26 protein-coding genes, 1 riboswitch and 1 other annotated feature (1 of these 28 running past the window's edge) are annotated in these 22,479 nt (G+C 39.2%); of the genes, 11 read left to right on the top strand and 15 right to left on the bottom strand.

Annotation, left to right across the window (positions count from 1 at the left end; translation table 11 throughout):
- Window positions 1-116: a binding site (T-box leader), on the bottom strand (it extends 106 nt beyond the left edge of the window).
- A 268-nt stretch (window positions 117-384) separates the two neighbouring features.
- The 3 genes from J2S10_RS00290 to J2S10_RS00280 all read right to left on the bottom strand — a co-directional run bounded on the left by J2S10_RS00290 (window position 385) and on the right by J2S10_RS00280 (window position 2,169).
- Complete coding sequence (locus J2S10_RS00290) at window positions 385-1,572, bottom strand: MDR family MFS transporter (protein ID WP_307403492.1); 1,188 nt, start codon at window positions 1,570-1,572, stop codon at window positions 385-387.
- Window positions 1,573-1,722: 150 nt separating this feature from the next.
- On the bottom strand, window positions 1,723-1,890 hold the full coding sequence (locus tag J2S10_RS00285) for a glycogen biosynthesis protein GlgD (RefSeq protein WP_307403490.1): 168 nt from the start codon (window positions 1,888-1,890) through the stop codon (window positions 1,723-1,725).
- A 15-nt stretch (window positions 1,891-1,905) separates the two neighbouring features.
- A complete protein-coding gene (locus J2S10_RS00280) occupies window positions 1,906-2,169 on the bottom strand; it encodes a YtzC family protein (RefSeq protein ID WP_307403488.1) in 264 nt (87 codons plus the stop codon).
- Between the two features lie 205 nt (window positions 2,170-2,374).
- On the opposite strand from J2S10_RS00280, the gene J2S10_RS00275 reads away from it, so the two are divergent.
- Window positions 2,375-3,328 (top strand): TIGR01212 family radical SAM protein, encoded by a 954-nt coding sequence (locus J2S10_RS00275; RefSeq protein ID WP_307403486.1) that lies wholly within the window; start codon window positions 2,375-2,377, stop codon window positions 3,326-3,328.
- Window positions 3,329-3,332: 4 nt separating this feature from the next.
- Window positions 3,333-3,905 carry a class I SAM-dependent methyltransferase gene (locus J2S10_RS00270; RefSeq protein ID WP_307403484.1) on the top strand — a complete coding sequence of 191 codons (573 nt, stop codon included), beginning with the start codon at window positions 3,333-3,335 and terminating at the stop codon, window positions 3,903-3,905.
- A gap of 84 nt (window positions 3,906-3,989) precedes the next feature.
- On the opposite strand, the gene J2S10_RS00265 is transcribed toward J2S10_RS00270, so the two are convergent.
- Together J2S10_RS00265 and J2S10_RS00260 are read right to left on the bottom strand one after the other, a co-directional pair.
- Window positions 3,990-5,081 carry a tetraprenyl-beta-curcumene synthase family protein gene (locus tag J2S10_RS00265; protein WP_307405095.1) on the bottom strand — a complete coding sequence of 364 codons (1,092 nt, stop codon included), beginning with the start codon at window positions 5,079-5,081 and terminating at the stop codon, window positions 3,990-3,992.
- A 15-nt stretch (window positions 5,082-5,096) separates the two neighbouring features.
- Window positions 5,097-5,900: an alpha/beta hydrolase gene (locus tag J2S10_RS00260; RefSeq protein WP_307403482.1), complete on the bottom strand. Its 804-nt coding sequence runs from the start codon at window positions 5,898-5,900 to the stop codon at window positions 5,097-5,099.
- Between the two features lie 194 nt (window positions 5,901-6,094).
- Between J2S10_RS00260 and J2S10_RS00255 the strand changes: the two genes are divergently transcribed.
- Complete coding sequence (locus tag J2S10_RS00255) at window positions 6,095-6,610, top strand: gamma carbonic anhydrase (protein ID WP_307403480.1); 516 nt, start codon at window positions 6,095-6,097, stop codon at window positions 6,608-6,610.
- A 49-nt stretch (window positions 6,611-6,659) separates the two neighbouring features.
- Here the strand turns inward: J2S10_RS00255 and asnB are convergent, their stop codons facing one another.
- A complete protein-coding gene (gene asnB / locus J2S10_RS00250) occupies window positions 6,660-8,552 on the bottom strand; it encodes an asparagine synthase (glutamine-hydrolyzing) (RefSeq protein ID WP_307403477.1) in 1,893 nt (630 codons plus the stop codon).
- 238 nt (window positions 8,553-8,790) lie between these two features.
- Window positions 8,791-9,993: a methionine adenosyltransferase gene (gene metK, locus J2S10_RS00245; RefSeq protein WP_307403475.1), complete on the bottom strand. Its 1,203-nt coding sequence runs from the start codon at window positions 9,991-9,993 to the stop codon at window positions 8,791-8,793.
- A 228-nt stretch (window positions 9,994-10,221) separates the two neighbouring features.
- Window positions 10,222-10,358, bottom strand: a riboswitch (SAM riboswitch).
- Window positions 10,359-10,705: 347 nt separating this feature from the next.
- Between metK and pckA the strand changes: the two genes are divergently transcribed.
- Window positions 10,706-12,289: a phosphoenolpyruvate carboxykinase (ATP) gene (pckA, locus tag J2S10_RS00240; RefSeq protein ID WP_307403473.1), complete on the top strand. Its 1,584-nt coding sequence runs from the start codon at window positions 10,706-10,708 to the stop codon at window positions 12,287-12,289.
- 81 nt (window positions 12,290-12,370) lie between these two features.
- Here the strand turns inward: pckA and J2S10_RS00235 are convergent, their stop codons facing one another.
- Together J2S10_RS00235 and J2S10_RS00230 are read right to left on the bottom strand one after the other, a co-directional pair.
- Complete coding sequence (locus tag J2S10_RS00235; RefSeq protein WP_307403471.1) at window positions 12,371-12,613, bottom strand: DUF2584 domain-containing protein; 243 nt, start codon at window positions 12,611-12,613, stop codon at window positions 12,371-12,373.
- Between the two features lie 38 nt (window positions 12,614-12,651).
- Window positions 12,652-13,443 (bottom strand): alpha/beta hydrolase family protein, encoded by a 792-nt coding sequence (locus J2S10_RS00230; protein ID WP_307405093.1) that lies wholly within the window; start codon window positions 13,441-13,443, stop codon window positions 12,652-12,654.
- A gap of 117 nt (window positions 13,444-13,560) precedes the next feature.
- Between J2S10_RS00230 and J2S10_RS00225 the strand changes: the two genes are divergently transcribed.
- The 3 genes from J2S10_RS00225 to J2S10_RS00215 are packed head-to-tail and all read left to right on the top strand — an operon-like array spanning window position 13,561 to window position 16,165.
- Window positions 13,561-14,580: an ABC transporter substrate-binding protein gene (locus J2S10_RS00225; RefSeq protein WP_307403469.1), complete on the top strand. Its 1,020-nt coding sequence runs from the start codon at window positions 13,561-13,563 to the stop codon at window positions 14,578-14,580.
- 21 nt (window positions 14,581-14,601) lie between these two features.
- Window positions 14,602-15,378, top strand: a complete 777-nt coding sequence (locus J2S10_RS00220) for an ABC transporter ATP-binding protein (RefSeq protein WP_307403467.1) — start codon at window positions 14,602-14,604, stop codon at window positions 15,376-15,378.
- Window positions 15,359-16,165, top strand: coding sequence for an ABC transporter permease (locus J2S10_RS00215; protein ID WP_307403465.1), 807 nt, complete (start codon window positions 15,359-15,361; stop codon window positions 16,163-16,165). Before J2S10_RS00220 ends, J2S10_RS00215 begins: the two co-directional genes overlap by 20 nt.
- A 20-nt stretch (window positions 16,166-16,185) precedes the next feature.
- Here J2S10_RS00215 and ytkD read toward each other — a convergent pair whose 3' ends face one another.
- Window positions 16,186-16,665: an RNA deprotection pyrophosphohydrolase gene (gene ytkD / locus J2S10_RS00210; RefSeq protein ID WP_307403463.1), complete on the bottom strand. Its 480-nt coding sequence runs from the start codon at window positions 16,663-16,665 to the stop codon at window positions 16,186-16,188.
- 100 nt (window positions 16,666-16,765) lie between these two features.
- The gene (locus J2S10_RS00205; protein ID WP_307403460.1) at window positions 16,766-17,089 is read right to left on the bottom strand and encodes a hydrolase; all 324 of its coding nucleotides are present in this window, start codon (window positions 17,087-17,089) and stop codon (window positions 16,766-16,768) included.
- A 218-nt stretch (window positions 17,090-17,307) separates the two neighbouring features.
- On the opposite strand from J2S10_RS00205, the gene J2S10_RS00200 reads away from it, so the two are divergent.
- Complete coding sequence (locus J2S10_RS00200; RefSeq protein ID WP_307403459.1) at window positions 17,308-17,565, top strand: DUF6154 family protein; 258 nt, start codon at window positions 17,308-17,310, stop codon at window positions 17,563-17,565.
- A gap of 138 nt (window positions 17,566-17,703) precedes the next feature.
- Window positions 17,704-17,877 (top strand): YtzI protein, encoded by a 174-nt coding sequence (ytzI, locus tag J2S10_RS00195; protein WP_307403457.1) that lies wholly within the window; start codon window positions 17,704-17,706, stop codon window positions 17,875-17,877.
- A gap of 28 nt (window positions 17,878-17,905) precedes the next feature.
- Here the strand turns inward: ytzI and J2S10_RS00190 are convergent, their stop codons facing one another.
- Window positions 17,906-18,379 (bottom strand): S-ribosylhomocysteine lyase, encoded by a 474-nt coding sequence (locus J2S10_RS00190; RefSeq protein ID WP_307403456.1) that lies wholly within the window; start codon window positions 18,377-18,379, stop codon window positions 17,906-17,908.
- A 137-nt stretch (window positions 18,380-18,516) separates the two neighbouring features.
- Here J2S10_RS00190 and yidD point away from each other — a divergent pair, with 137 nt between their 5' ends.
- The gene (gene yidD / locus J2S10_RS00185) at window positions 18,517-18,744 is read left to right on the top strand and encodes a membrane protein insertion efficiency factor YidD (protein WP_307403454.1); all 228 of its coding nucleotides are present in this window, start codon (window positions 18,517-18,519) and stop codon (window positions 18,742-18,744) included.
- Here yidD and J2S10_RS00180 read toward each other — a convergent pair.
- Window positions 18,741-19,310 carry a beta-class carbonic anhydrase gene (locus J2S10_RS00180; protein WP_307403452.1) on the bottom strand — a complete coding sequence of 190 codons (570 nt, stop codon included), beginning with the start codon at window positions 19,308-19,310 and terminating at the stop codon, window positions 18,741-18,743. The genes yidD and J2S10_RS00180 overlap by 4 nt on opposite strands.
- A gap of 200 nt (window positions 19,311-19,510) precedes the next feature.
- Between J2S10_RS00180 and J2S10_RS00175 the strand changes: the two genes are divergently transcribed.
- Window positions 19,511-19,663 (top strand): DUF1540 domain-containing protein, encoded by a 153-nt coding sequence (locus tag J2S10_RS00175; RefSeq protein ID WP_307403450.1) that lies wholly within the window; start codon window positions 19,511-19,513, stop codon window positions 19,661-19,663.
- Window positions 19,664-19,704: 41 nt separating this feature from the next.
- Here the strand turns inward: J2S10_RS00175 and menC are convergent, their stop codons facing one another.
- Both menC and J2S10_RS00165 read right to left on the bottom strand, forming a co-directional pair.
- Complete coding sequence (gene menC / locus J2S10_RS00170) at window positions 19,705-20,814, bottom strand: o-succinylbenzoate synthase (protein WP_307403448.1); 1,110 nt, start codon at window positions 20,812-20,814, stop codon at window positions 19,705-19,707.
- Window positions 20,811-22,307 carry an o-succinylbenzoate--CoA ligase gene (locus J2S10_RS00165; RefSeq protein WP_307403446.1) on the bottom strand — a complete coding sequence of 499 codons (1,497 nt, stop codon included), beginning with the start codon at window positions 22,305-22,307 and terminating at the stop codon, window positions 20,811-20,813. Before J2S10_RS00165 ends, menC begins: the two co-directional genes overlap by 4 nt.
- Between the last annotated feature and the right edge of the window lie 172 nt (window positions 22,308-22,479).

Here is a 22,479-nt window from a genome sequence, read left to right as displayed (position 1 = left end):
TTAGTTCATGCTTGCAACTCTAAGGCGAGTTCATGATGTTCCCGGTTGACTCCCACCAGCCGTCAACTCTCTAAATTCGGGTATTAACCATTACTATTCCTCATCACTGTTTTTTCAATATAAAAGTATACGGTTATTGTATTAAATTTTCTAACATGTTGCAAGCAAAGGAATGCCTAATTTCAGGTTAGACGAAATATCTACTTTTTAAACAAGATTTAAATATGATTATTCTTTACCTGAAACTGTCTCTAATATCAATGTAATGAAAAAGAACTTTCATTTGCGGATAGCAGTTTTCTATTTCAAAAATCACAATCTTTAAAGAAAAGAGCCTTCTATAAACGGAAAAAACCGGCTCCCCAAGAGGAACCGGCTATTAGATTAAGAACCATTTGCAGCAAATTTCTTTCCTGCTTTTAAGCGGTGATCATAAACAAGAGTGGTAACAATCGCAATAAGGAACAAGGCAATTAATACAAAAAATAGCATGGACATACTGTAGAGATCAACGAGCATTCCGCCAAGTAAAGGTCCAAGCATTCGGCCTCCGGTTGCTGTACTGTTTACAATTCCCTGATAAAATCCTTCCCTGCCCTTTGGTGCTAAATCGAATGCGACCGTTGGAACCGCAGGCCAGATAAACATTTCGCCGATTGTTAGAATAATCATCCCAACCATAAAACCGATAAAGGCATGGGCGTTTCCGGCAACCAAAAATGAAATAATAAAAACGACGATTCCAATTAGCATTTGAGCCTTTAGTGAGGCTGCAATGAATTTTAATAATTTATTTAGTACTGGCTGTCCGAGGACAATTAACATACCATTCACGGTCCATAAAAAGCTATACTGTGTTAACGAAATATGGATTTCTTGTGTATAGGAAGCAATAGTGGTGGTCCATTGAACATAGGCTACCCAGCATAATAGATAGCCGGAGCAAAGGATCAATAAAGCATTAATATTTTTTCTGTTGTGGATAGCCTGTTGACCCTTAGTGGTTTTGGATTTTGATGTTCCCCCTGTAGAGATCCCTTTATAGCCAAAAATCGCAATGAGCAAGAAGATGACATACGCAATGGCATTGGCTAGAAAGATTAGTTGAAATGAATAATCCGCAACAACTCCGCTAAGCGAAGTCCCTATTGCTACTCCAAGATTTTGGGCAACATAAATGGCGTTAAATGACTTACGCCCGCCCTCCTTCCATACGGTTCCTGCCATGGCGTACATAGAAGGAAAAACAATCCCGGAGCCAAATCCGGCAATGGTTAAAAAGACCACATACTCCGGCCATTCATGCCAGATGGATAGTCCGACAAGTGCAAGAAGGGTGATACAGATTCCTAGAAGAATAGATTTATAGCCGCCTATTTTATCAAATAAATGGCCGCCAAAAAGATTTCCGATAACGCTCGCTCCGGAGTTTAACATTAAAACAACTCCGGCAACAGATAATGATTTCCCTAAATGATCATGGATATAAATTGTATTTAAAGGCCATAAAAAAGAATTGCCAGTAACATTCACCGCCATCCCAATAATTAAGAGCCATAAGGCACGTGGCATGAAAAACGCTCCTTTAATACTTATTTCGATTCCCTAGGTAATTTTAGACTGTTTTCCGGTAAGGCGCAATGATTTTTCTTAGGCAGGTTTCGTCAAAAGAATAACCCTCAACTAATGAAGTTGAGGGTTCTGTTTGATTTAAGATGATAGTTATTGTTCTTGATGAAATTTCGATTTAACCGGCTGTCCGCCTGATTTTTCATAATTCTTCTTGGACTGTTTGACTAGATCATAATCCTGCCCAAGCTCTATATCTTGATTGTTACTGCCATTTCGTGTCTTTTGTTCGGGGTTTTGTTGTTTAGAACGTTTTTTCAACTGCTTTTCCTCCTCTTAATACCCTTGTAATATCATTGTGTTTTGTTGCTGTTGAAGCTGCAGCCTCATTCTGTGCAGCTGCTCTCTCTGCTGTGCATTTGCGCTATGTGCCATCGTACAAATATCTTGGTATGTTTCTTCAAGCTGCTGCAATGCTGCTGTATAATCATCGTTGTTATAATGCTGCTGAAGGCTGCTTTCTTTATATTGATTTTGGGCAAACCGAAGAGTATCCTCACATTTTTGTATTAGACTTTCCATTGATTCACGAGTAGCCATCTAAGAACCCCCTTAAATGTGTGGCACTAGGAATAACCTTCTTTGAAGCACACTGCTTCATTTCTTATTGTGTTCCCCATTCATTTTCCTATGACAAAGGATTATCGATAATTGCTGCCAATTTGTACAATTGGATATGTCATATACTTCATGATAAAATTGAATTTATGTGTTTAAATTTTTAAAATTAAAGGAGGTTTCTGACATGCTTCAGACCAAACCTTTTCTATATGCTTCGGACGATAAACGTTATCATACATGGAATTACCACCTTCGCCGGCAATTTGGCCATAAGGTTTTTAAAGTGGCACTCGATGGCGGCTTTGACTGTCCAAACCGTGATGGTACCGTCGCTCATGGCGGCTGCACCTTTTGCAGTGCGGCCGGTTCAGGGGATTTTGCCGGTGACCGGACTGAGACCCTGGAAACACAATTCCGCGAAATTAAAGAAAAGATGCATACAAAATGGAGAGACGGCAAATACATGGCCTATTTTCAGGCCTACACAAATACACATGCCCCGGTAGAGGTTCTTCGTGAAAAATTTGAGAAGGTCCTCGAACATGATGGAGTTGTTGGGTTGTCGATTGCCACACGACCGGATTGTTTGCCCGATGATGTCGTTGAGTATTTAGCGGAATTAAACGAACGAACCTATCTATGGGTCGAGCTTGGTTTACAGACTGTCCATGAACGTACAGCCTTACTCATCAATCGGGCTCATGATTTTCAATGCTATGTTGACGGCGTGAATAAGCTCAGAAAACATGGAATCCGCATTTGCTCCCATATTATTAATGGCCTGCCGCTTGAATCTTATGAAATGATGATGGAAACAGCTCGGGAAGTAGCGAATTTGGATGTGCAAGGCATTAAAATCCATTTGCTTCATCTTTTGAAAGGTACACCAATGGTGAAGCAATATGAAAAAGGAATGCTCGAATTCCTTTCTAAAGAGGACTATGTAAGCTTAGTATGCGACCAATTGGAAATTTTACCGCCGGAAATGATTGTTCATCGAATTACGGGTGATGGACCGATTGATTTAATGGTTGGTCCGATGTGGAGTGTAAACAAATGGGAAGTTTTAAATTCCATTGATGCAGAACTTAAGCGAAGAGACAGCTGGCAGGGTAAATTTTATTTGGAAGGGAAGTAACAGCATGAAATTAGAACGAATTCTTCCCTTTGCTAAAAAAATACTTGAAAAAGCTGTTAGACGTGGAGATATTGTTGTTGATGCAACCTTGGGAAATGGACATGATACGTTATTTTTAGCCGAACTGGTTGGAGCAAATGGCTTGGTATTTGGTTTTGATATTCAAGAGGAAGCGATTACCGCCAGTACAGAAAGACTTATTCAGAAGGGTCTTTTGGAGCGGGTGACACTTTTTCATGAGGGTCATGAAAAGCTTTTGGAAAATATCCCTTCCATACATCATGGAAATGTAACCGGGGCAATTTTTAACTTAGGCTACTTACCCGGAAGTGATAAAGCAATTGTGACCCGACCTGAAACCACAATTTCAGCGGTTGAACAGTTATTAGAGATTATGGCACCCGAAGGAATAATTGTCATTGTCATTTATCATGGTCACGATGAAGGGGCTATTGAACGGGATATTCTGCTCGACTATTGCCAACAAATTGATCAAAAAGCTGCACATGTTTTACAGTATCAATTTATTAATCAACAAAAAAATCCGCCTTTTATTGTCGCAATTGAAAAAAGATAAAACCACGCAGTAAAGTACCCCTATAGGCAGACTTTTAAGTGTCTACTCTATAGGGTACATTTTACAGTTGGCGCCCTGGATTTTTCATTTTAAGATCAGCCTCATCACAAACGAGGGCACGAATTTTTGAAATGAACGGTATGCAAGGCCATTTACATAAAAGAAGTAACTGATGATTCCACCGGACTTAATAATCCTTTTTGCCAGCTTTCGGACATTTTTTTGCTTTCGGACTTTACTATCTGATAAATATATCCCTAATAAGCCCCGATTGATGAGCTGATGAAATTTTTTATGCGGAAGGTACTCTGTATGTCGGTCAGCTTCCATAACAAAGTGCTTTAATCGATTAAAAAGCTTTTCATGATTTTCGTAATAAAAACAAAAATTCAAATCACCGCCAGCCAAATCTTCCTCCTGATCGATGAAATAATCCAATAAGATATGCAAACCTTGAATATAAGGAAAATATCCCTTGCGAATATTTTCAGCATCACTAGCCTTAAAATCCCCTCGCATCGCATAAGAAATCAAACAAAAAATCCCCAATGTCGATCCAGAGCATGCTGAAAATTCATACCATTCCATCTCAGGCAGTTTATTTTGATAGCTATGAAACCATTTCTCTAAACGAGGCACCCGTTCTTCATGGGCAACATGTTTGTGAATTTGCAAGGCACAATAATACTCACAAAGCTCAAGGAGATAATCCTTGACTAAATCATAATGTTTCACTTCACGTAAAACAGAACGGCATGTTTCTGATAGATCTTTTAAATAATTGCCATCATCTTGATCCGCTCGAAGCCTGTAATAGTTTTTATCACTGACTTCCAATGTTAATGCATCTGCCATTGATTCGTGGAGCGCAGCAAAATCATTAGGGTCAAGGGAAGTACTCCGGTCACAAAGATTATCTAAGTAGTCACTGATGGTCTGATAGGCTACAATAAACTTTACCGCCTTTTGGTAATGTTCCTCTGCCATTAAAGCGAGAATTGCCCCTCCTTCACAGTGAAACGTTTTATGCTCAATACTGGCAAGAGCCTGATTTCGCAGCTCCGGGTTCGGAATTTTTTCCGCGCGGCTTTTCCAATAACCCAGTTCTTGATGGACGGCAGGGATTATTTTGCGGTATACCTGAGACATGAGGCTGATTGGCTTCATGGAAAACATCATCCCTTCACCCCTTTAAACAATATAACCAATTGATTTTAATTGGCTGTTGACAAAGTCCTTTGCGTATTCAAATACCTCTTCGCGTTCAGGTTCATTAAAGATTTCATGGTAGCATTTTGGCCATTCTTTAAATCTCTTTTCTGATAATGGCACGTGGTTAAACCATTGCTTGACCGTGGCTTTATTGACGATCTTGTCATCTCCGCCTTGCATAACCAGCATTGGAACATCAAAGGTTTTCTCAAGATTCATGAACGCAAGCTTTATGGCAGCCACTAATTCGCGATACCACCTAATGGAAACCTTTGTTACATAAAGTGTATCATTTGAATCTGCTTCACAAACATCTAGGTTTCTTGTTGCCATTTGAACGGTCAATCCAGAATTCATCCTTAAAGATGGAAACACCACGTTTAATCCATATGATACAGCACTTAAAAATTTGGATGGAGTTTTAACCAGACCTAGGCATGGAGAGGATAGTATGACTCCAGCAATATTTACCCTTTCCTCCTGAAGCAGACGAATCGAGATTAAACCTCCCATGCTGTGTCCAAGCAAAAATACAGGTAAATCATAACGATAAGCTGCCTGTACCCAGTCCTTTACTTCAAATATGTATTCATCAAAAGAATCAATATGGCCCCTGCGGGATCTAGTTGTCATACCTTGTCCAGGAAGATCAGCCATTATCACATGAAAACCAGATGTTCGCCACATTTCAATGAGCCAGCCATATCGTCTGTGGTGTTCCATTGCCCCATGAACCATCACAATGACTGCTTTCGCTTCCCCTTCCGCTTCCCACTTCCACATTTATCTTTTCCTCCTAAAAAATAAAACTCCATATTTTTTTATTTTAACATTATTACACTTTGAACGTATAACAGCAAGAATTATCCAGTGTTAGGTGAGTAAATATTTGCATGTACTGTTGAAAGTACTTTACCATAGATAGGAAAAGTTTTCTTAAATTACTTTCATGATTCATTAAAAAGGAGAGAAAAATTGTGATTTACCCATTTAATGATAAATACCCCTTAATTGCTGAATCTGCCTTTTTAGCGGATTTTGTAACCATTACAGGTGATGTTGAAATTGGTGAAGAGTCGAGCGTCTGGTTTAACACAGTCATCAGAGGTGATGTAGCTCCGACGAAAATTGGAAATAAAGTGAATATCCAAGACAACTCTGTTTTACACCAAAGCCCTAATAATCCACTTATTTTAGAAGACGAGGTCACCATTGGTCATCAAGTAATTCTTCATAGCTGTATTATAAGAAAAAAGGCGTTAATCGGAATGGGCTCCATAGTCCTTGATAATGCAGAAATTGGTGAAGGTGCTTTCATCGGTGCCGGCAGCCTTGTTCCGCAAGGAAAGAAAATACCTCCTAATACCTTAGCATTTGGCAGACCTGCTAAAGTTATTAGAGAATTAAATCCTGATGATATTGAGGATATGGAAAGAATCGTTCGTGAATATGCAGAAAAAGCTCAGTATTATAAGTCAATTCAATCCCAATAAAAACGAGGCTGACTTATATGAAATAAGTCAGCCTCGTTTTTATTACCATTTAGTTATTAACAGTCTCAAGGACTCTTTTCTCAGCAAAGGAATACTTTTCTTCTACATACACTTGGTGCCACACCATGAACATGAGAACAGTCCAAATTTTCCGGCTGTTGTCTGCTTTACCTTGGCAATGGTCTTCAAGTAATCTCAATACGTACGTTTTATTGATTAAATGATCCGTATTGCTTTCACGGATTATTGTTTTCGCCCATTCATTCATTTCATCCTTCAGCCAATGACGGATTGGGACAGGGAAACCTAGTTTTTTACGGTCAAGCACGTGTGCCGGGACAATTCCTTCGGCTGCTTTTCGTAAAATATATTTAGTAGTATTGTTAGCTGTTTTCAAGCTTGTCGGTATTTTTGATGCTGCTGCAAATACTTCTTTATCAAGGAAAGGAACGCGCAGCTCTAACGAATGAGCCATCGTCATTTTATCTGCCTTGAGTAAAATATCACCGCGCATCCATGTATGGATATCGATGTATTGCATCCGATCGACAGGATCGTAGCCTCTGGATTCCATATAAAGCGGCTTCGTAATATCAGTATAATTTAATCCCTCACGATATACTGTTAAAAGCTCACGTTTTTCTTCTTCAGTGAACATTTTCGCATTACCGATGTAGCGCTCTTCCATTGGAGTAACACCGCGCTCAATGAAGCTCTTCCCTTTTGCACCTTCCGGCATCATGTTGGCAATCCCTTTTAACAGAACCTTTCCAACACGGGGAATTTTATTAAATACTTCTAATGATTGCGGCTCACGGTAAATATTGTAGCCGCCAAAAAGCTCATCGGCACCTTCACCTGATAGAACAACCGTTACATGCTTTCTTGCTTCACGGGCCACAAAATAAAGCGGAACGCACGCCGGGTCTGCAAGAGGGTCATCCATATGCCACATAATTTTTGGCAGCTCATCCATATACTCTTGCGGCGAGATTACATAACTGATATTCTCAACACCAAGCTTTTCAGCCGTTTCTTTGGCAACGTCAATTTCGCTAAAGCCATTGCGTTCAAAGCCAACTGAAAACGTTTTGATGGAAGGATGAAACTCTTTGGCAATAGAAGCAATGATGGATGAATCAATCCCGCCCGATAAAAAAGAACCAACCGGAACGTCACTGCGCATATGCATTTTTACAGAATCAAATAATACATCTTTAATTTCTTTAATAAAATCCGGTTCCGATTTTTGAACAGGTTTAAAATGCGCCTTCCAATACCGGTTCATTTCCATTGGAGAGCCAATTTTTTTTGTAAAATAATGTCCAGGCTCCAGCTTTTTAATGCCTTCCGACAACGTGCTTGGCTCAGGAACAAATTGATAGGTTAAATAATGCTGTAAGGAATCATAATTAAGTACATCGTTTTCAAGAGCCAGTAAGATACTTTTCTTTTCAGAAGCGAAGAAAGTTTTTCCGCTATCTTCTAAATAGAAAAATGGTTTAATTCCAAAAGGATCCCTTGCTCCGAATAGGGTTTGTTCTTGTTTATCCCAAATGACAAACGCAAACATCCCGCGAAGTTTTTCCACGGCTTTTTCTCTCAAGTGACTGTAGAGGGCAATAATAACCTCTGTATCAGAACTCGTTGCAAAGCTTAAACCAACTTTCTGAAGTTCTTCACGAAGCTCTACATAGTTATAAACCTCGCCGTTAAAAATAATCCAGTAGCGCTCATTTTCATAAGTAAGCGGTTGATGCCCGCTTTCAATATCGATAATACTTAGACGCCGAAACCCAAACTGAATATGGTCATCATAATAAAAACCATCATCATCAGGGCCGCGATGGGTAATAATATCGTTCATATTTTTAAATTGTTGTTTTTGTTCATCACTATTGTTTTGTGTTTTGTCGTGTACACAACCAATAAAACCACACATTATGTACCTCACCTACTCCATTCTAAATATCCTATATAGGACGTACTTCAAAAAACATACTCTCTAATACTACCACTATTTTTGCAAAAATGGCACTGTGAACGTTAGGAAATTTAAGGTACCATTCAGTTTTCACCTATTTTAGCCTGCTTAAACCTCGCATTTGAAGACGTATACTGTTCATTTAGACGTTAAAATAAAAACGGGAGTTACATGTAAAATGCAACTCCCTTTTATTTTAACGATTTGCTGCTTGTTCACGCAATAAGTCTGCTTTATCAGTGCGCTCCCAAGGAAGATCTACATCAGTACGTCCAAAATGTCCGTATGCTGCTGTTTGTTTGTAAATTGGACGGCGAAGGTTCAACATGTTAATGATTCCGGCAGGACGAAGGTCAAAGTTTTCACTTACCAGATCAACTAAAACATCTTCACTGACTTTGCCTGTACCGAATGTATCCACAGAAATTGAAACCGGACGAGCAACACCGATTGCATAGGCAAGCTGTACTTCACATTTCTCAGCTAGTCCTGCTGCGACAATGTTTTTAGCTACATAACGTGCAGCATAGGCTGCAGAACGGTCAACCTTCGTTGGATCCTTACCGGAGAATGCACCGCCGCCATGACGAGCATATCCACCGTACGTATCAACGATGATTTTACGGCCGGTTAAGCCTGCATCCCCTTGAGGTCCGCCGATTACGAAACGGCCTGTTGGGTTAATGAAATACTTTGTGTTTTCATCAATTAGTTCTTCCGGAACTACCGGGTTGATGACAAATTCCTTTAGGTTGCGTTGAATTTGCTCTAAAGCGACTTCCGGATGATGTTGAGTAGAAATAACAATTGTATCAATACGAACCGGTTTGTCGTTTTCATCATATTCAACTGTTACTTGAGTTTTTCCATCCGGACGGAGGTAAGGAAGAAGCTCTTCTTTACGAACCTCTGTTAAACGGCGTGCAAGCTTGTGAGCTAGAGAAATTGGAAGAGGCATTAGCTCTTTTGTCTCATTACAAGCGAAACCAAACATTAAACCTTGGTCTCCTGCACCTATTGCTTCAATTTGTTCATCAGACATTTGACCTTCACGTGCTTCAAGTGCCTGATCAACACCCATGGCAATGTCCGGAGACTGTTCATCGATAGAAGTTAAAACGGCACAAGTCTCAGAGTCAAAGCCGTATTTAGCACGATTGTACCCGATACCTTTAATCGTTTCACGAACAATTTTTGGAATATCCACGTAAGTAGAAGTTGTGATTTCACCGGCTACAAGTACCAGTCCTGTTGTTACTGAAGTTTCTGCCGCAACACGAGCATTAGCATCCTTCGCTAAAATTGCATCTAAAATGGAATCAGAAATTTGGTCACAGATTTTATCAGGATGACCTTCAGTTACTGATTCAGAAGTGAACAAACGACGTTTTGTTGACAACTGAATTCCTCCTATAATATGAGATAATCGAGGTTTTAGAAGGTTACAGGAATACTTCTTGAACCTCGTGCATTGATACGGAACTCATTCCCTTTATAGTATGAAATAAACAAAGGATTTTTATTAGAAGGGAATAAACTAAAAGCTTTATTCCTAACTCTTATCATAAAAGGACTTATACAAAACAAAAAACCTTACCAGTGAGGAAAGGTTGTTCCGGGCCTTTCACTCTTATCGTTCAAGGTCAGAGCCTTGCGTCAGATTAGCACCTTCGCTAGGAAAAAGACCATTAAGAGGTCGTTTTTCTCATATAGCAGGTTGCTGGGTTTCATAGGGCCTGTCCCTCCACCAGCTCGGGATAAGAGAGTATCCGTTCAAGGATGAATCATACCGCACATTATCGAACAATGTCAATGGATTTTTTCAAAATTTAACGGGAATATAAAAAAATCGCCTTAGTAGGGACATACAATTTATCATTCCTAATTAAATAGTATTTTTTGTTTGAGCCCAAATTAAAAAAAGCGCAGTACGTTTTTATCTTGAATATTTTTTTAAAATAATGATTTTTAATAACTATTCATCAAATTTGCGGATATAGTATAAAATACAATCTGAATTACTAATTAGTATAGACTATTAGAATAAATGTGTTATACTAATCATAAGATGTTATCACATTTAAATACATGGAAAAGGAAGGTCCCCTTAAATGAATTCTGTTCACATTCCAAATGAATTAAATGAATTATTAAAAGAAAATCATGTTCAAGTGCAATTATCGGTTCCCCAATTAGTTGAAAAAATCTTAAGCCGTAACGAAGGGACATTAACTTCTGCTGGAGCCATTCGGGTATCCACGGGTAAATACACAGGGAGATCTCCCCAAGATAAATTTATTGTTAGTGAAGAATCAACAAAAGATAAGATTGCCTGGAGTGCAAATCAACCCATATCAGAGGAAAAATTCAACAACCTCTATAATAAGGTAGTAGACTATTTAAAACAAAAAAACGAAATTTATGTTTTTAAAGGATTTGCAGGCGCTGATAAAAAATCGCAATTGCCAATCCAGGTAATTAATGAGTATGCCTGGCATAATTTATTTGTTCATCAATTGTTTATTCGTCCAAATGAAGATGAATTACTGGCACATGATCCCGGATTCACAGTCATCTCTGCTCCAAATTTTAAAGCAGATCCAGCAGTTGACGGTACGAACTCAGAAACATTTATTATTATTTCTTTTGAACGCAGGACTGTTTTAATTGGCGGGACAGAATATGCAGGTGAAATGAAAAAATCGATTTTTTCCGTGATGAATTATTTGTTACCTGAAAATAATATTTTATCCATGCACTGTTCTGCGAATGTAGGTCAAGAAGGTGATGTAGCCCTGTTCTTTGGACTTTCAGGTACAGGAAAAACCACATTATCTGCCGATCCTAATCGCCGGCTAATTGGCGATGACGAGCACGGTTGGTCATCAAACGGCGTCTTTAACATTGAAGGCGGATGCTATGCAAAATGCATTAATCTTTCCCGTGAAAAAGAGCCGCAAATTTTTGATGCGATTCGTTTTGGAACAGTTTTAGAAAATGTGACCCTTAATCAAGAATCGAGAATTGCTGATTATGATGACGGCACATTAACAGAAAATACTCGTGCAGCTTACCCAATTGATGCAATTGATAATATTGTGCTGCCAAGTATTGCGGGTCATCCAAACACAATCATCTTCTTAACTGCTGACGCATTCGGAGTATTACCGCCAATTGCAAAATTAACTAAGGAACAAGCGATGTATCACTTCTTAAGCGGTTATACCTCCAAGCTTGCCGGGACAGAACGCGGAATCACTTCTCCGCAGGCAACCTTCTCAACCTGCTTTGGAGCTCCGTTCTTACCATTGCCGGCGACACGGTATGCGGAAATGCTCGGTGAAAAAATACTCGAGCATAATGCGAATGTCTTCCTTGTTAATACAGGCTGGACAGGGGGAGAATATGGTGTAGGTAACCGCATGAAGCTTATGTTTACAAGAGCAATGGTGCAGGCTGCTCTTGAAGGTGAATTGAATGAAGTGGAAACGGTTAAGGATGAAATTTTCGGCTTAAATATTCCGTTACACATTGCCGGTGTTCCTGATGAAGTTCTCCAACCAAATAAAACATGGTCGGATGCGGCTGCCTATGAACAGAAAGCAAAAGAATTAGCGGAAAAATTCCGTGAGAACTTTAAAAAATTCACAAACGTTTCAGCCGACATTGAAGAAAAAGGCGGCCCAATTGCCTAAGAAGAGTTTTACTAAACAGAAAGAAACCCCCATCAATTGATGGGGGTTTTTTCAAAAAAACACAAAGGTCAGGTGCCCTGCTTAATTCGTCGTATTTAAGGAAATTAATTGATATGTCAACGTCGTGCTGTTTTTTTGCCACTCGACTTTTTTGATTAATGCTGTTCCGCTTGAATCGCTGTCCATTGTTTTTCTTACATCAATAGGAATCTCAATCGGATAAAGTCGATATCCTTCCTTTTCAAGAAGGAACAGATTTTCTTCGACCCTTTTTTCTCTTCCCTTTGTCACAATCATTGTATTTAATTCAAGGGGCATACCCATTCTTTACACTCCTCTGCTTGTTTATTTCTTTTATTTTATCATCTTTTGATTTGATTTTTCATCCACTTCGTTAAGTCCTCAACTATTTTTCTGTTAACAGCAGGAGGAAAATAATGTGTAAACTTTTCAAAATACCAGCATGCCACCGATTTATTCAGCAACTTTAGCCTACGTTCAAGCCGGTAGGCATGCTCAACAGAAACATTCTCGTCATTTACACCATGAATAATTAAAACCGGTGGTGAAAGCTTTTCCAGCTCGTAAAGTGGTGTACGTATTTGATACCTTTCCGGATATTTTTCCGGTGTTCCGCCAATTACTCTTTTCATCATCCTGCGTAAATCTTTGCGTTCCTGATAGGTTAAGGACATATCACTGACCCCTCCCCATGTAACAATGGACGCAGCCTCAGAAAATTGGATCCCTGTCAACAATGCCATTACACCGCCGCGCGAAAATCCAAAGATATGAATATGTCTCACCCCGGGAAGTGATTGTAATAGCCGATAAGCTGCAAAAGCATCCTCGCGGTCATCCCCTGCGAAATCCTCATTGCCCTCTCCACCTTGATTTCCGCGATAATAGGGGGCAAAGACGATGAAACCCTCGGAAGCAAACTGGGCAATCCTTGAAGGTCTGACTTTACCGACGTTTTTTATCCCGCCCCGCAAATATAAAAACCCTTCACTGGTATCCCTGGTTTTCGGTTCGGCGAGCATTCCTTTTACCCGGAGTCCGTTTGATATGTAAGTAATCACCTTTAATTCAACCTTCGGATTTGGTGAGGGAAACTCATTTATTTCAACGATTTTACCGTTATATTCTTCCAGCCCTAATCCCTCCTTTCTTTGTTTTTGAAATTTCTGCAACTGGGCATTCACACATTTTTTATCCCCTTCATACGATATTCCAGGCAAAAGAAGCCCAGATTTAAGGAGGTACAATTCATGAAAAAATGGTCAAAATTCAGTTTTTCCTTTCTTCTCATTGCTATTCTTATGTTTTCCTTAGCTGCTTGCAATACTAATACTAACAATTCGAAAACGAAGAAATTGGTGAAGGTTCGGCTTGCCGAAGTTACCCGTTCCATCTTCTATGCCCCTGAATATGTGGCCTTAGAAAAGGGGTTTTTCAAGGATGAAGGTTTGGATGTTCAACTAACCACGACCGCCGGCGGAGACAAAACGATGACAGCATTGCTTTCAGGCGGTGCTGACATTGCACTGGTTGGCTCTGAAACATCCATTTATGTTTATGCCCAAGGCGCGAATGATCCGGTCATTAACTTTGCCCAATTGACACAAACAGATGGGACCTTCCTTGTTTCAAGAAAAAAAATCGATCATTTTACATGGGATCAATTAAAGGGAACCACATTCCTAGGTCAACGCAAAGGCGGGATGCCGCAGATGGTTGGTGAATTTGTTTTAAAGAACCATGGAATAGATCCCCATAAAGATTTAAATTTAATCCAAAATATTGATTTCGCCAATATCGCGAACGCTTTTGCATCGGGAACCGGTGATTTCGTTCAATTATTCGAACCGACTGCCAGTATTTTTGAAAAGGAAGGAAAAGGGTATATTGTCGCTTCCTTCGGTACGGAGTCAGGACATGTCCCTTATACAACCTTTATGACGAAACAAAGCTATATCAACAATCACAAAGGAACTGTTGAAAGCTTCACCAGAGCAATTTACAAGGCTCAACAATGGGTTGCTACACATAGTTCAGAGGAGATAGCCAAAGCTGTTCAACCGTATTTCCCGGATACAGATTTTGAAATTATTAAAACGGTTGTCGAACGGTATAAAAGCCAAGGCTCCTTCTCAACTGATCCAATCCTCGATAAGGAAGAGTGGAACAATCTTCAGACGATCATGAAAGAGTCCGGAGTGCTTCCAAAGGAAGTTGACTATAAGGCTATTGTAAACACAGCAATTGCAGAAAAAGTCATCAAAAAATAAGCGAAAAAGGGGGCCGTCCTTATGAGTTTCTTATTGGTTCAGGATATTCATCACACTTATTTTACAAAAACCTCGGCCACCACGGCTCTTTCCGATATTTCACTGCAGGTTGAGGAAGGAGAATTTGTTTCCTTCCTTGGCCCAAGCGGCTGTGGAAAAACAACTCTTCTCTCCATCATTGCTAACTTGATTAAACCAACGCAAGGTACTGTAATCTTAGAAAATGAGGCTGTGTCAACTTCAAAAAATAAAATTGGCTACATGCTTCAGCAGGACTATTTGTTTCCTTGGAAGACGATTGAAGAAAATATCTTATTAGGTCTGAAATTATCAAAACAACTAAATTCAAAGACCAAAGCGAATGCGTTAAACCTATTAAACCAAATTGGTTTGAGCGGAGTAGAAAAACAGCTGCCCAAACAATTATCAGGTGGTATGCGACAAAGAGTTGCTCTGGTGAGAACGTTGACAACTGAACCAAAACTGCTGATGTTAGATGAGCCGTTCTCCGCACTTGATTATCAAATAAAGCTAAAATTAGAGGATTTGGTATCCGGAACGCTAAAGAATTATGGTAAAACCGCTATTCTTGTGACCCATGACATTAGTGAAGCTATTGCTATGAGTGATCGGGTTTTTCTATTTTCCCCAAGTCCCGGAAAGCTGCATCGAACATTTGTTATGCCGGAAGAGCTACGTAGATTGTCCCCGTTTGAGGCCAGAAACCATGAGGCATTCTCAAGTATCTTTCAAACCATATGGAAGGAGCTGGAGTCCCTTGAATCACGAAAACAATAAAGTCAAACTCCTCCATAAAAAGTATATTCAATCATTAAAAATTGAAAAAAGAAGGGTTCGTATTTATCAAGTAGTCATATTTTTGCTTTTTTTCTTTGGCTGGGAACTATCAAGCCAAAAAAGATGGATCGATCCGCTGCTTTTCAGTTCACCATCAAAAATTGGGAAATTATTTTTCGAAAAGCTTCAAGATGGTTCCCTATTAACAAATTTGGGGGTTACCTTAACTGAAACCATATTTGGGTTTATCCTTGCTACTTTACTAGGTACAATTTTAGCCGCTATTCTTTGGTGGTCGCCCATGGTTTCAAAAGTTCTTGACCCCTATCTTGTTATTTTTAATGCCATGCCAAAAGTAGCCTTAGGTCCTATTCTAATCGTCTCACTCGGTACCGGTTATCCTTCCATTATCGCAATGGGAGCGATCATCTCGGTCATCATCACAACGATTGTTGTCTATACATCGTTTAAGGAAGTAGATCCAAACTATATAAAAGTGCTCCAAACATTTGGCGCCACACGTTTTCAATGCTTTAAAGAAGCAATACTGCCCGCAAGTTTTCCTACAATTATTTCAACGTTGAAGGTGAACGTTGGCTTATCATGGGTCGGAGTAATCGTCGGCGAATTCCTTGTATCCTCACAAGGTCTCGGATATATGATACTTTACGGCTTTCAAGTTTTTAATTTTACCCTCGTCTTCTTGTCCCTCGTGGTGATCGCTGTTTTCGCTACGATTATGTATCAGCTTGTAGACCTCTTGGAGAAAAAACTTATTAAAGAGTAGTGGACTGTTTTAGGCATCTGCTATTCTTTTTTGCTTTGCAGCTCATGAATGTATTTAATACATTCCTCAACTACCGGGTCTTTCATGATGAAGCTATATTCAGCCCCAAAGCGTAATTGTAAGATGTCTCCCTTTATAAGAATTGGACCTTTTGTTTCGTAAAAAGTATTCGTGTCCACCAGCTTAATTACCTTTCCCCAAAATATCGCTTTGACAAATGATCCTTTACAATCTGTAACTCTGTAGGAGCCAATAGGTTGCAGTTTTCCTAAAATGGCACCCGTTTCTTCATAAACTTCACGCTGTGCAGCTTCGTCAAGGCTTTCCCCGATCTCCATTTTTCCTCCGGGAAATTCAAGCCCCCGTTCCTTATGATTTGTTAAAAGCCAGGCTTCACCATATTGGCAAATAACCAACACATGTTTGGCTTCCTCTTGAAAAGAACATTGGAGGAAGGAAAGCTCGACCTTATTCCCGTATAAATCTAAAAACTCTTTCATGTAAATACCGCCTCACCCATTACAATGTTGCTCTTATTATAATCGAAAAAAACGGAAAATCCTTACCTTTTGTTTGATAAGGATTCTCCGTCTTGTTTAATTAATCTCCATTAGGTAAAATATTCATACTTTCAATATGATTTTTTGCATCTTCGTCACCAAGTTTGTGAATCATGCTATATACTTGCTGAATCATATTGTCATAGGCATCATTTTCCCGGTCATAATGATATTGAACATATGGGACATGGGCTCGAAAAAAGTTTTGCCATTCAGTCGAATAATTTTGATCAAAAAGCTCACGTAACTGTATAATCTCTTCATCATTGGCTTGTATTTTATAGCTCCATGTGGAACTTGTTGCATTTTGTGTTATATGCCCAGTGCCAACATCTATATAATAGGTTTTCTTTTGTTCATCCATTTTTTCAGCTCCCTTTTTCTCAATGTTTATCGTTTTCCACAAACGGCTAAATTTTATTCTTTTTCAAAATTTAGTTCATTTTTTAACGGTGAATACGATATAATGATATAAAATTAAAAAAACAGATTTTTCTAACAATTGGCCAAGGGATATTTTTCAAGTTTTTGGGAATTGATTAATAATGGATAAGAAATAACAATCTCCGGGAGGTGAACCAAATGAAATTAGTAGATGAACTTTACGAAATGTATCGAAACAAGCTTACAGGCGATGAAGAAGATATCGATATGCTCGCCTTTGCATTTTTAGAAGAAATGACACATGAAGATTTGCTAAGTTTAATTCAGGAGATGGATAAACAGGAACTTTACGATTTAATGGGTCTTTATTTAATCGAAAGCTTAAAAGCGAAATTTGCACAGGAAGAGTACGGACAGCATCGAACCCATACTTACTATCCAAGAAATATTCATTGAAATTACATACGACAGGAAAGGGAAGCATAAAATGTAAGCTTCCCTTTTTATTCCTTCCATATTTAAAAATCCTCTTGAAATAATATCCCCTTCTTCCTTAAGCAATCATGCTACAATATGAAGTGAGGAGGGACAAATTTGTATACCATTTTTGTAGTCTGTATAATTATTGTCATTGTTGTTCTCTTACTTAGTGTTATTACCACTTCAAAAGCCTACACCTACAAGCATACAGTGGATCCACTGGAGAATAACCCGAATATTCATAATGAAATGAATGAAAATCAAATGGATAAGAAGGAAGAAAAATGAGGATGACCCAAAGAGTCATCCTCTATTTTTATGCAAATACTTGCTTTAAATCTTCTTTACTTTGTTCAAGCCAGAAGCGCATTAAACGTTTTGCACCTTCTAAATCGTGGAGCTTCGCTTGCCCGCACTGTCTCTCATTTGCAGCAGGGATATCGATGATTTCAACCGCATCTTTCATCGTATCCTCTAAAAGATCAATGATTTCTTCAACAGTCGGTTCACCGCTGACAACAAGATAATAACCTGTTTGGCAGCCCATCGGAGAAATATCAATTATATCAAAGTGGTCATATTTTTCAGAATGCTTCCGAATATTAAAAGCGAGCAAGTGTTCAAGCGTATGAATGGCATCAGGTTTCATTGCCTGCTTATTAGGCTGGCAGAAACGGATATCATATTTATTAACAACACCGTCACTTCCTACCTTATGGACACCGCAATGTCTGACATAAGGGGCTTTAACAGCATTATGATCTAAATCAAAGCTTTCAACTGAAGGCATGTTATCACTCCTTTTATTATTTACAAATATCATACATTAAAATCCGAGTTTTTTCATCTACTTACATATAATTAACAATTTAGACTAAAAAAATTTTTTATGGTATGTTTAAACTAATTGCAGTAAAGGAGAGACACATGGTGAAAAAAGTATTCATTTCGCTTATTCGTTTTTATCAAATAGTGATATCACCATTAAAACCGCCAACATGCCGATTTTATCCCACATGCTCCCATTATGGGTTGGAAGCTGTGCAGCGCTTTGGCGCCATAAAAGGCGGATGGCTAACAATCAAACGGATCCTGAAATGCCACCCTTTTCATCCTGGCGGGATTGACCCCGTTCCGGAGAAAAAAAATCATTAAGCCAAAGATCCATCAACAACAAGGTCAAGCTTACCGGTTTTAGGATCAATGACAAGACCGTGAACAGGAACTCCTTCTGGCATTAATGGATGATTTTTAATGATCCCGACACTGTGCTCAACACTTTCTGAAACATTATCAAATCCGTGAAGCCACTGTTTAATGTCTATGCCGGAATAGATAAGTGTATCAATGGTTTCTTGTGTAATTCCTCGCTCTTTCATACTTTCGATAACAGGCTCGGCTTTTAACCCACTCATGCCACAGTCGTAATGAGCGATTACCATAACTTCTTCCGCTTGCAATTCATAAACAGCAATCAGAATACTCCTCATGATACTTCCAAAAGGATGGGAAACAAGTGCACCGGCGTTTTTCACCAATTTTACATCCCCATTACTAACGTTCATAGCTTTCGGTAATAATTCGAGTAATCTTGTATCCATACAAGTGAGAATGACCATTCGTTTTTTTGGGAATTTAGTCGTTTCATATTTTTCATATTCACGATCTTCTACGAATTTTTGATTGAATTCAAGGATATCTTTCAATAATGATGCGCTCATTTTTACCCCCGCCTTTTTTTTAATCTCATATTTTAGGATACAGAAATCTAGCCATGTTAACCAATTTTTTTACTCGCAGCAAAATGACAATCATTAAATTCCTCCTATTTTCCTATTTTGTTCCCTATTACTGGCAGGCATTGTTTTACTAAAATCATCAAATGCTATTCCTGTATTACAAAACTAAAGGAGTGATACAAATGGCACAAGATGTATTATGTGAAGTAAATAATTGCAGTTATTGGGCAAAAGGAAATAAATGCAGTGCCGAACAAATCTATGTGGTCAGCCATACAGGGAAATCAGCTGATACACAAGCGGAAACAGACTGTAAAACCTTTGAACCATCGTAACTTTAATAATAAGAACCAGGATGATGTCCTGGTTCTTATTATTAAAAAGTGAATACTCTTTTATCCAGTAAAAGCTCATTTAGCCTTTTTAGATTGATCTCAAATCCAATCCCGGGTTTTTGCGGCACAGTTACATATCCATTTTCAACCGTCACCTCCGGGGTAATGATATCTTGCTCCCAAAAACGATCGGATGCGGATATGTCTCCCGGAATTGAAAACCCCGGCAAAGAAGCAAGAGCAATATTATGAGCACGTGAGACTCCAAATTCAATCATTCCACCGCACCAAACATGAATATCCTTTTCTACACAAAAATCATGTATTCGTTTAGCTTCGTAAAGTCCGCCAACACGCCCAACCTTAATATTGATAACCTTGCAGCTGCCTAATTCAATTGCCTTTCTAGCGTCATCAAAGGTAACAATACTTTCGTCCAAACAAACCGGTGTATTAATTTCTTTCTGAAGGAGCGCGTGGTCAATAATATCGTCATGTGCGAGCGGCTGCTCAATCATAAGTAAGTGAAAATCATCAAGTGCCTTTAACCGGTCCATGTCCTTTAAACTATAAGAAGAGTTAGCGTCAGCCATAATCGGCAGATCCGGGTAGTAGCGGCGAATCTCCGATAAAAAGAAATAATCCTGATTTGGATTAATTTTTATTTTCATCCGCTGATACCCCTCATCAAGATATGCTTCTATTTGCTTCAAAGCATTTGCAACGGAATCAGTAGCTACGACAACTCCTGAAGGAATCTTCTCACGGGTACCTCCAAGGATTTTTGAAAGCGGTAAAGACATTTTCTTTGCGTACAAATCCCATAATGCTGTTTCTATTGCTGCTTTAGCCATATTATTTCTTTTAATTGATTTAAACAGGGTCAAAGCATCCTCAGGATGTTTAATCGGCTGTTTTTGCAGAAGCGGAATTAAAAAATCAGTTAACATATGAAGACTTGATTCAACCGTTTCTTCGGTATACCATGGTGATGAAAATGCTACACCCTCTCCAAACCCGGAAATTCCGTCTGCATCTGTTACCTCAACAATAATTCCCTCCCGCTCATTTACAGCCCCTAAATGAGTAAGGAAAGGCGATTTTAATGGCATCTTAATTACATAGAGTTTAACAGATGATAGTTTTCTCATTCAAATCTGCCCTCACTCAGCCATTCCCTCAGCTTTCTTCGCAATAATTTTTTTGCTGCATTTCTCGGAAGGTGGTCGATAAAATATATTGCTTTCGGAATCTTATATTTAGCCATCCGGCTCATGCAGTAATCAACAAGCTCTTCGACAGAGACATCTGCCCCATCTTTTTTGACAACAAATGCAATCGGGACCTGCCCCCATCTATCATCCTCTAATCCTGTAACCCCAACATCTGCTACATTAGGGTGTCCTGATAAAACACTTTCGAGTTCAGCTGGATAAATGTTTTCTCCCCCTGAAATGATCAAATCAGACCGGCGATCAAGCACGTATAAAAAGCCTTCTTCATCCAAATATCCAACATCACCTGTATGCAACCATCCATCCCTTAGTTTTTCCATTGTTGCCTCGGGCCGATTTAAATAACCGGGGGTAACGTTAGGTCCCTTTACTATAATTTCTCCTGCCTTCCCTGATGAAGCAATTGTCCCATCTTCAAGTTCTATTTTAATTTGCGCAGGAAACAACGGTTTCCCGGCAGAACCAAGTTTCGTTAAGCTGTATTCCGGGGAAAGGGTTACAATTTGTGAGGCCGTTTCTGTCATACCATACGTTTGAAAAACGGGAATTTCTTTCTCAACGCAAGATTGTAATAAAGGCAAGGGTGCAGGTCCACCCCCAAGCAGCATGCACCGGAACTGTTCAGGAAGGTGAGCATCTTTAATGGTGTCAATCATCCGGGAAAGCATCGTTCCAACCACAGACATAATCGTGACCTGTTTATTTTTAATATCAAATAATACTTTCTCTACATCGAAGCTTTCATGAAGTACAATTGGCATGCCATAAATCACACCGCGCATTAAAATGGAAAATCCGCTAATATGGAAAATCGGTACGGTACATAGCCAGCAATCCCGTTCAATAAATCCCAGATTTAATGCAGACCCTACAGAGTTCCACCAATGGTTTCCATAGGTTTGCATTACCCCTTTTGGATTTCCGGTTGTCCCTGATGTGTACATAACAGTACAGACGTTAGACAAATCCACTTCCTCTTGAATGATTGGATCTTCTGCTTTGGATGAAAGCATTTGATCTTTGGAAATGCATCTTAAGGAAGCTACACCAGCTTTTAATGCCATTTCCACTTCGGAAAAAGCCGGTTCCAGAATTACGAATTTTGCTTTTGAATCATTCAGTTGCCAAACCAATTCTCCTGATGTTAAACGGTTATTCAGAATGACTGCCCTTACACTTAATAATTGTAGAGCAAATAAGATAATAACTGTATCAAGATGGTTTTTTAGTAATACACCAACATAATCATCTTTTTTAATCCCTAATGCTTGAAGCTGGCCGGCAGCTTTGAACGAACGATGATAAAGTTCTTTAAAGGTTATAGCCTCTTCATGAAAATAAATCGCAGTCCGATCAGGTGTCAGAAACGCTCTTTTTTTCAAAAAATTAGGCAGGCTATTGTTTTGCATACTCGTCACTACCCTTTATAATGTCTAGCTTCAGCTCCCAGCGGCTAGTGTACTTCGCTCTTCTCCCTACGATAAGTCAACATCGGATCGCTAACGCTCTCCGTGTTTCCTTTATCTCAGTCGAAGCGCTCCAGTCCATACGCCGCTAAACGGGGAGCTTGCGCTTTTCTTA

The organism is Neobacillus ginsengisoli, assembly GCF_030813055.1.
The sequence above is the reverse complement of the archived record's forward strand: the minus strand, read 5'-3'. Positions and strand labels throughout refer to the sequence as shown.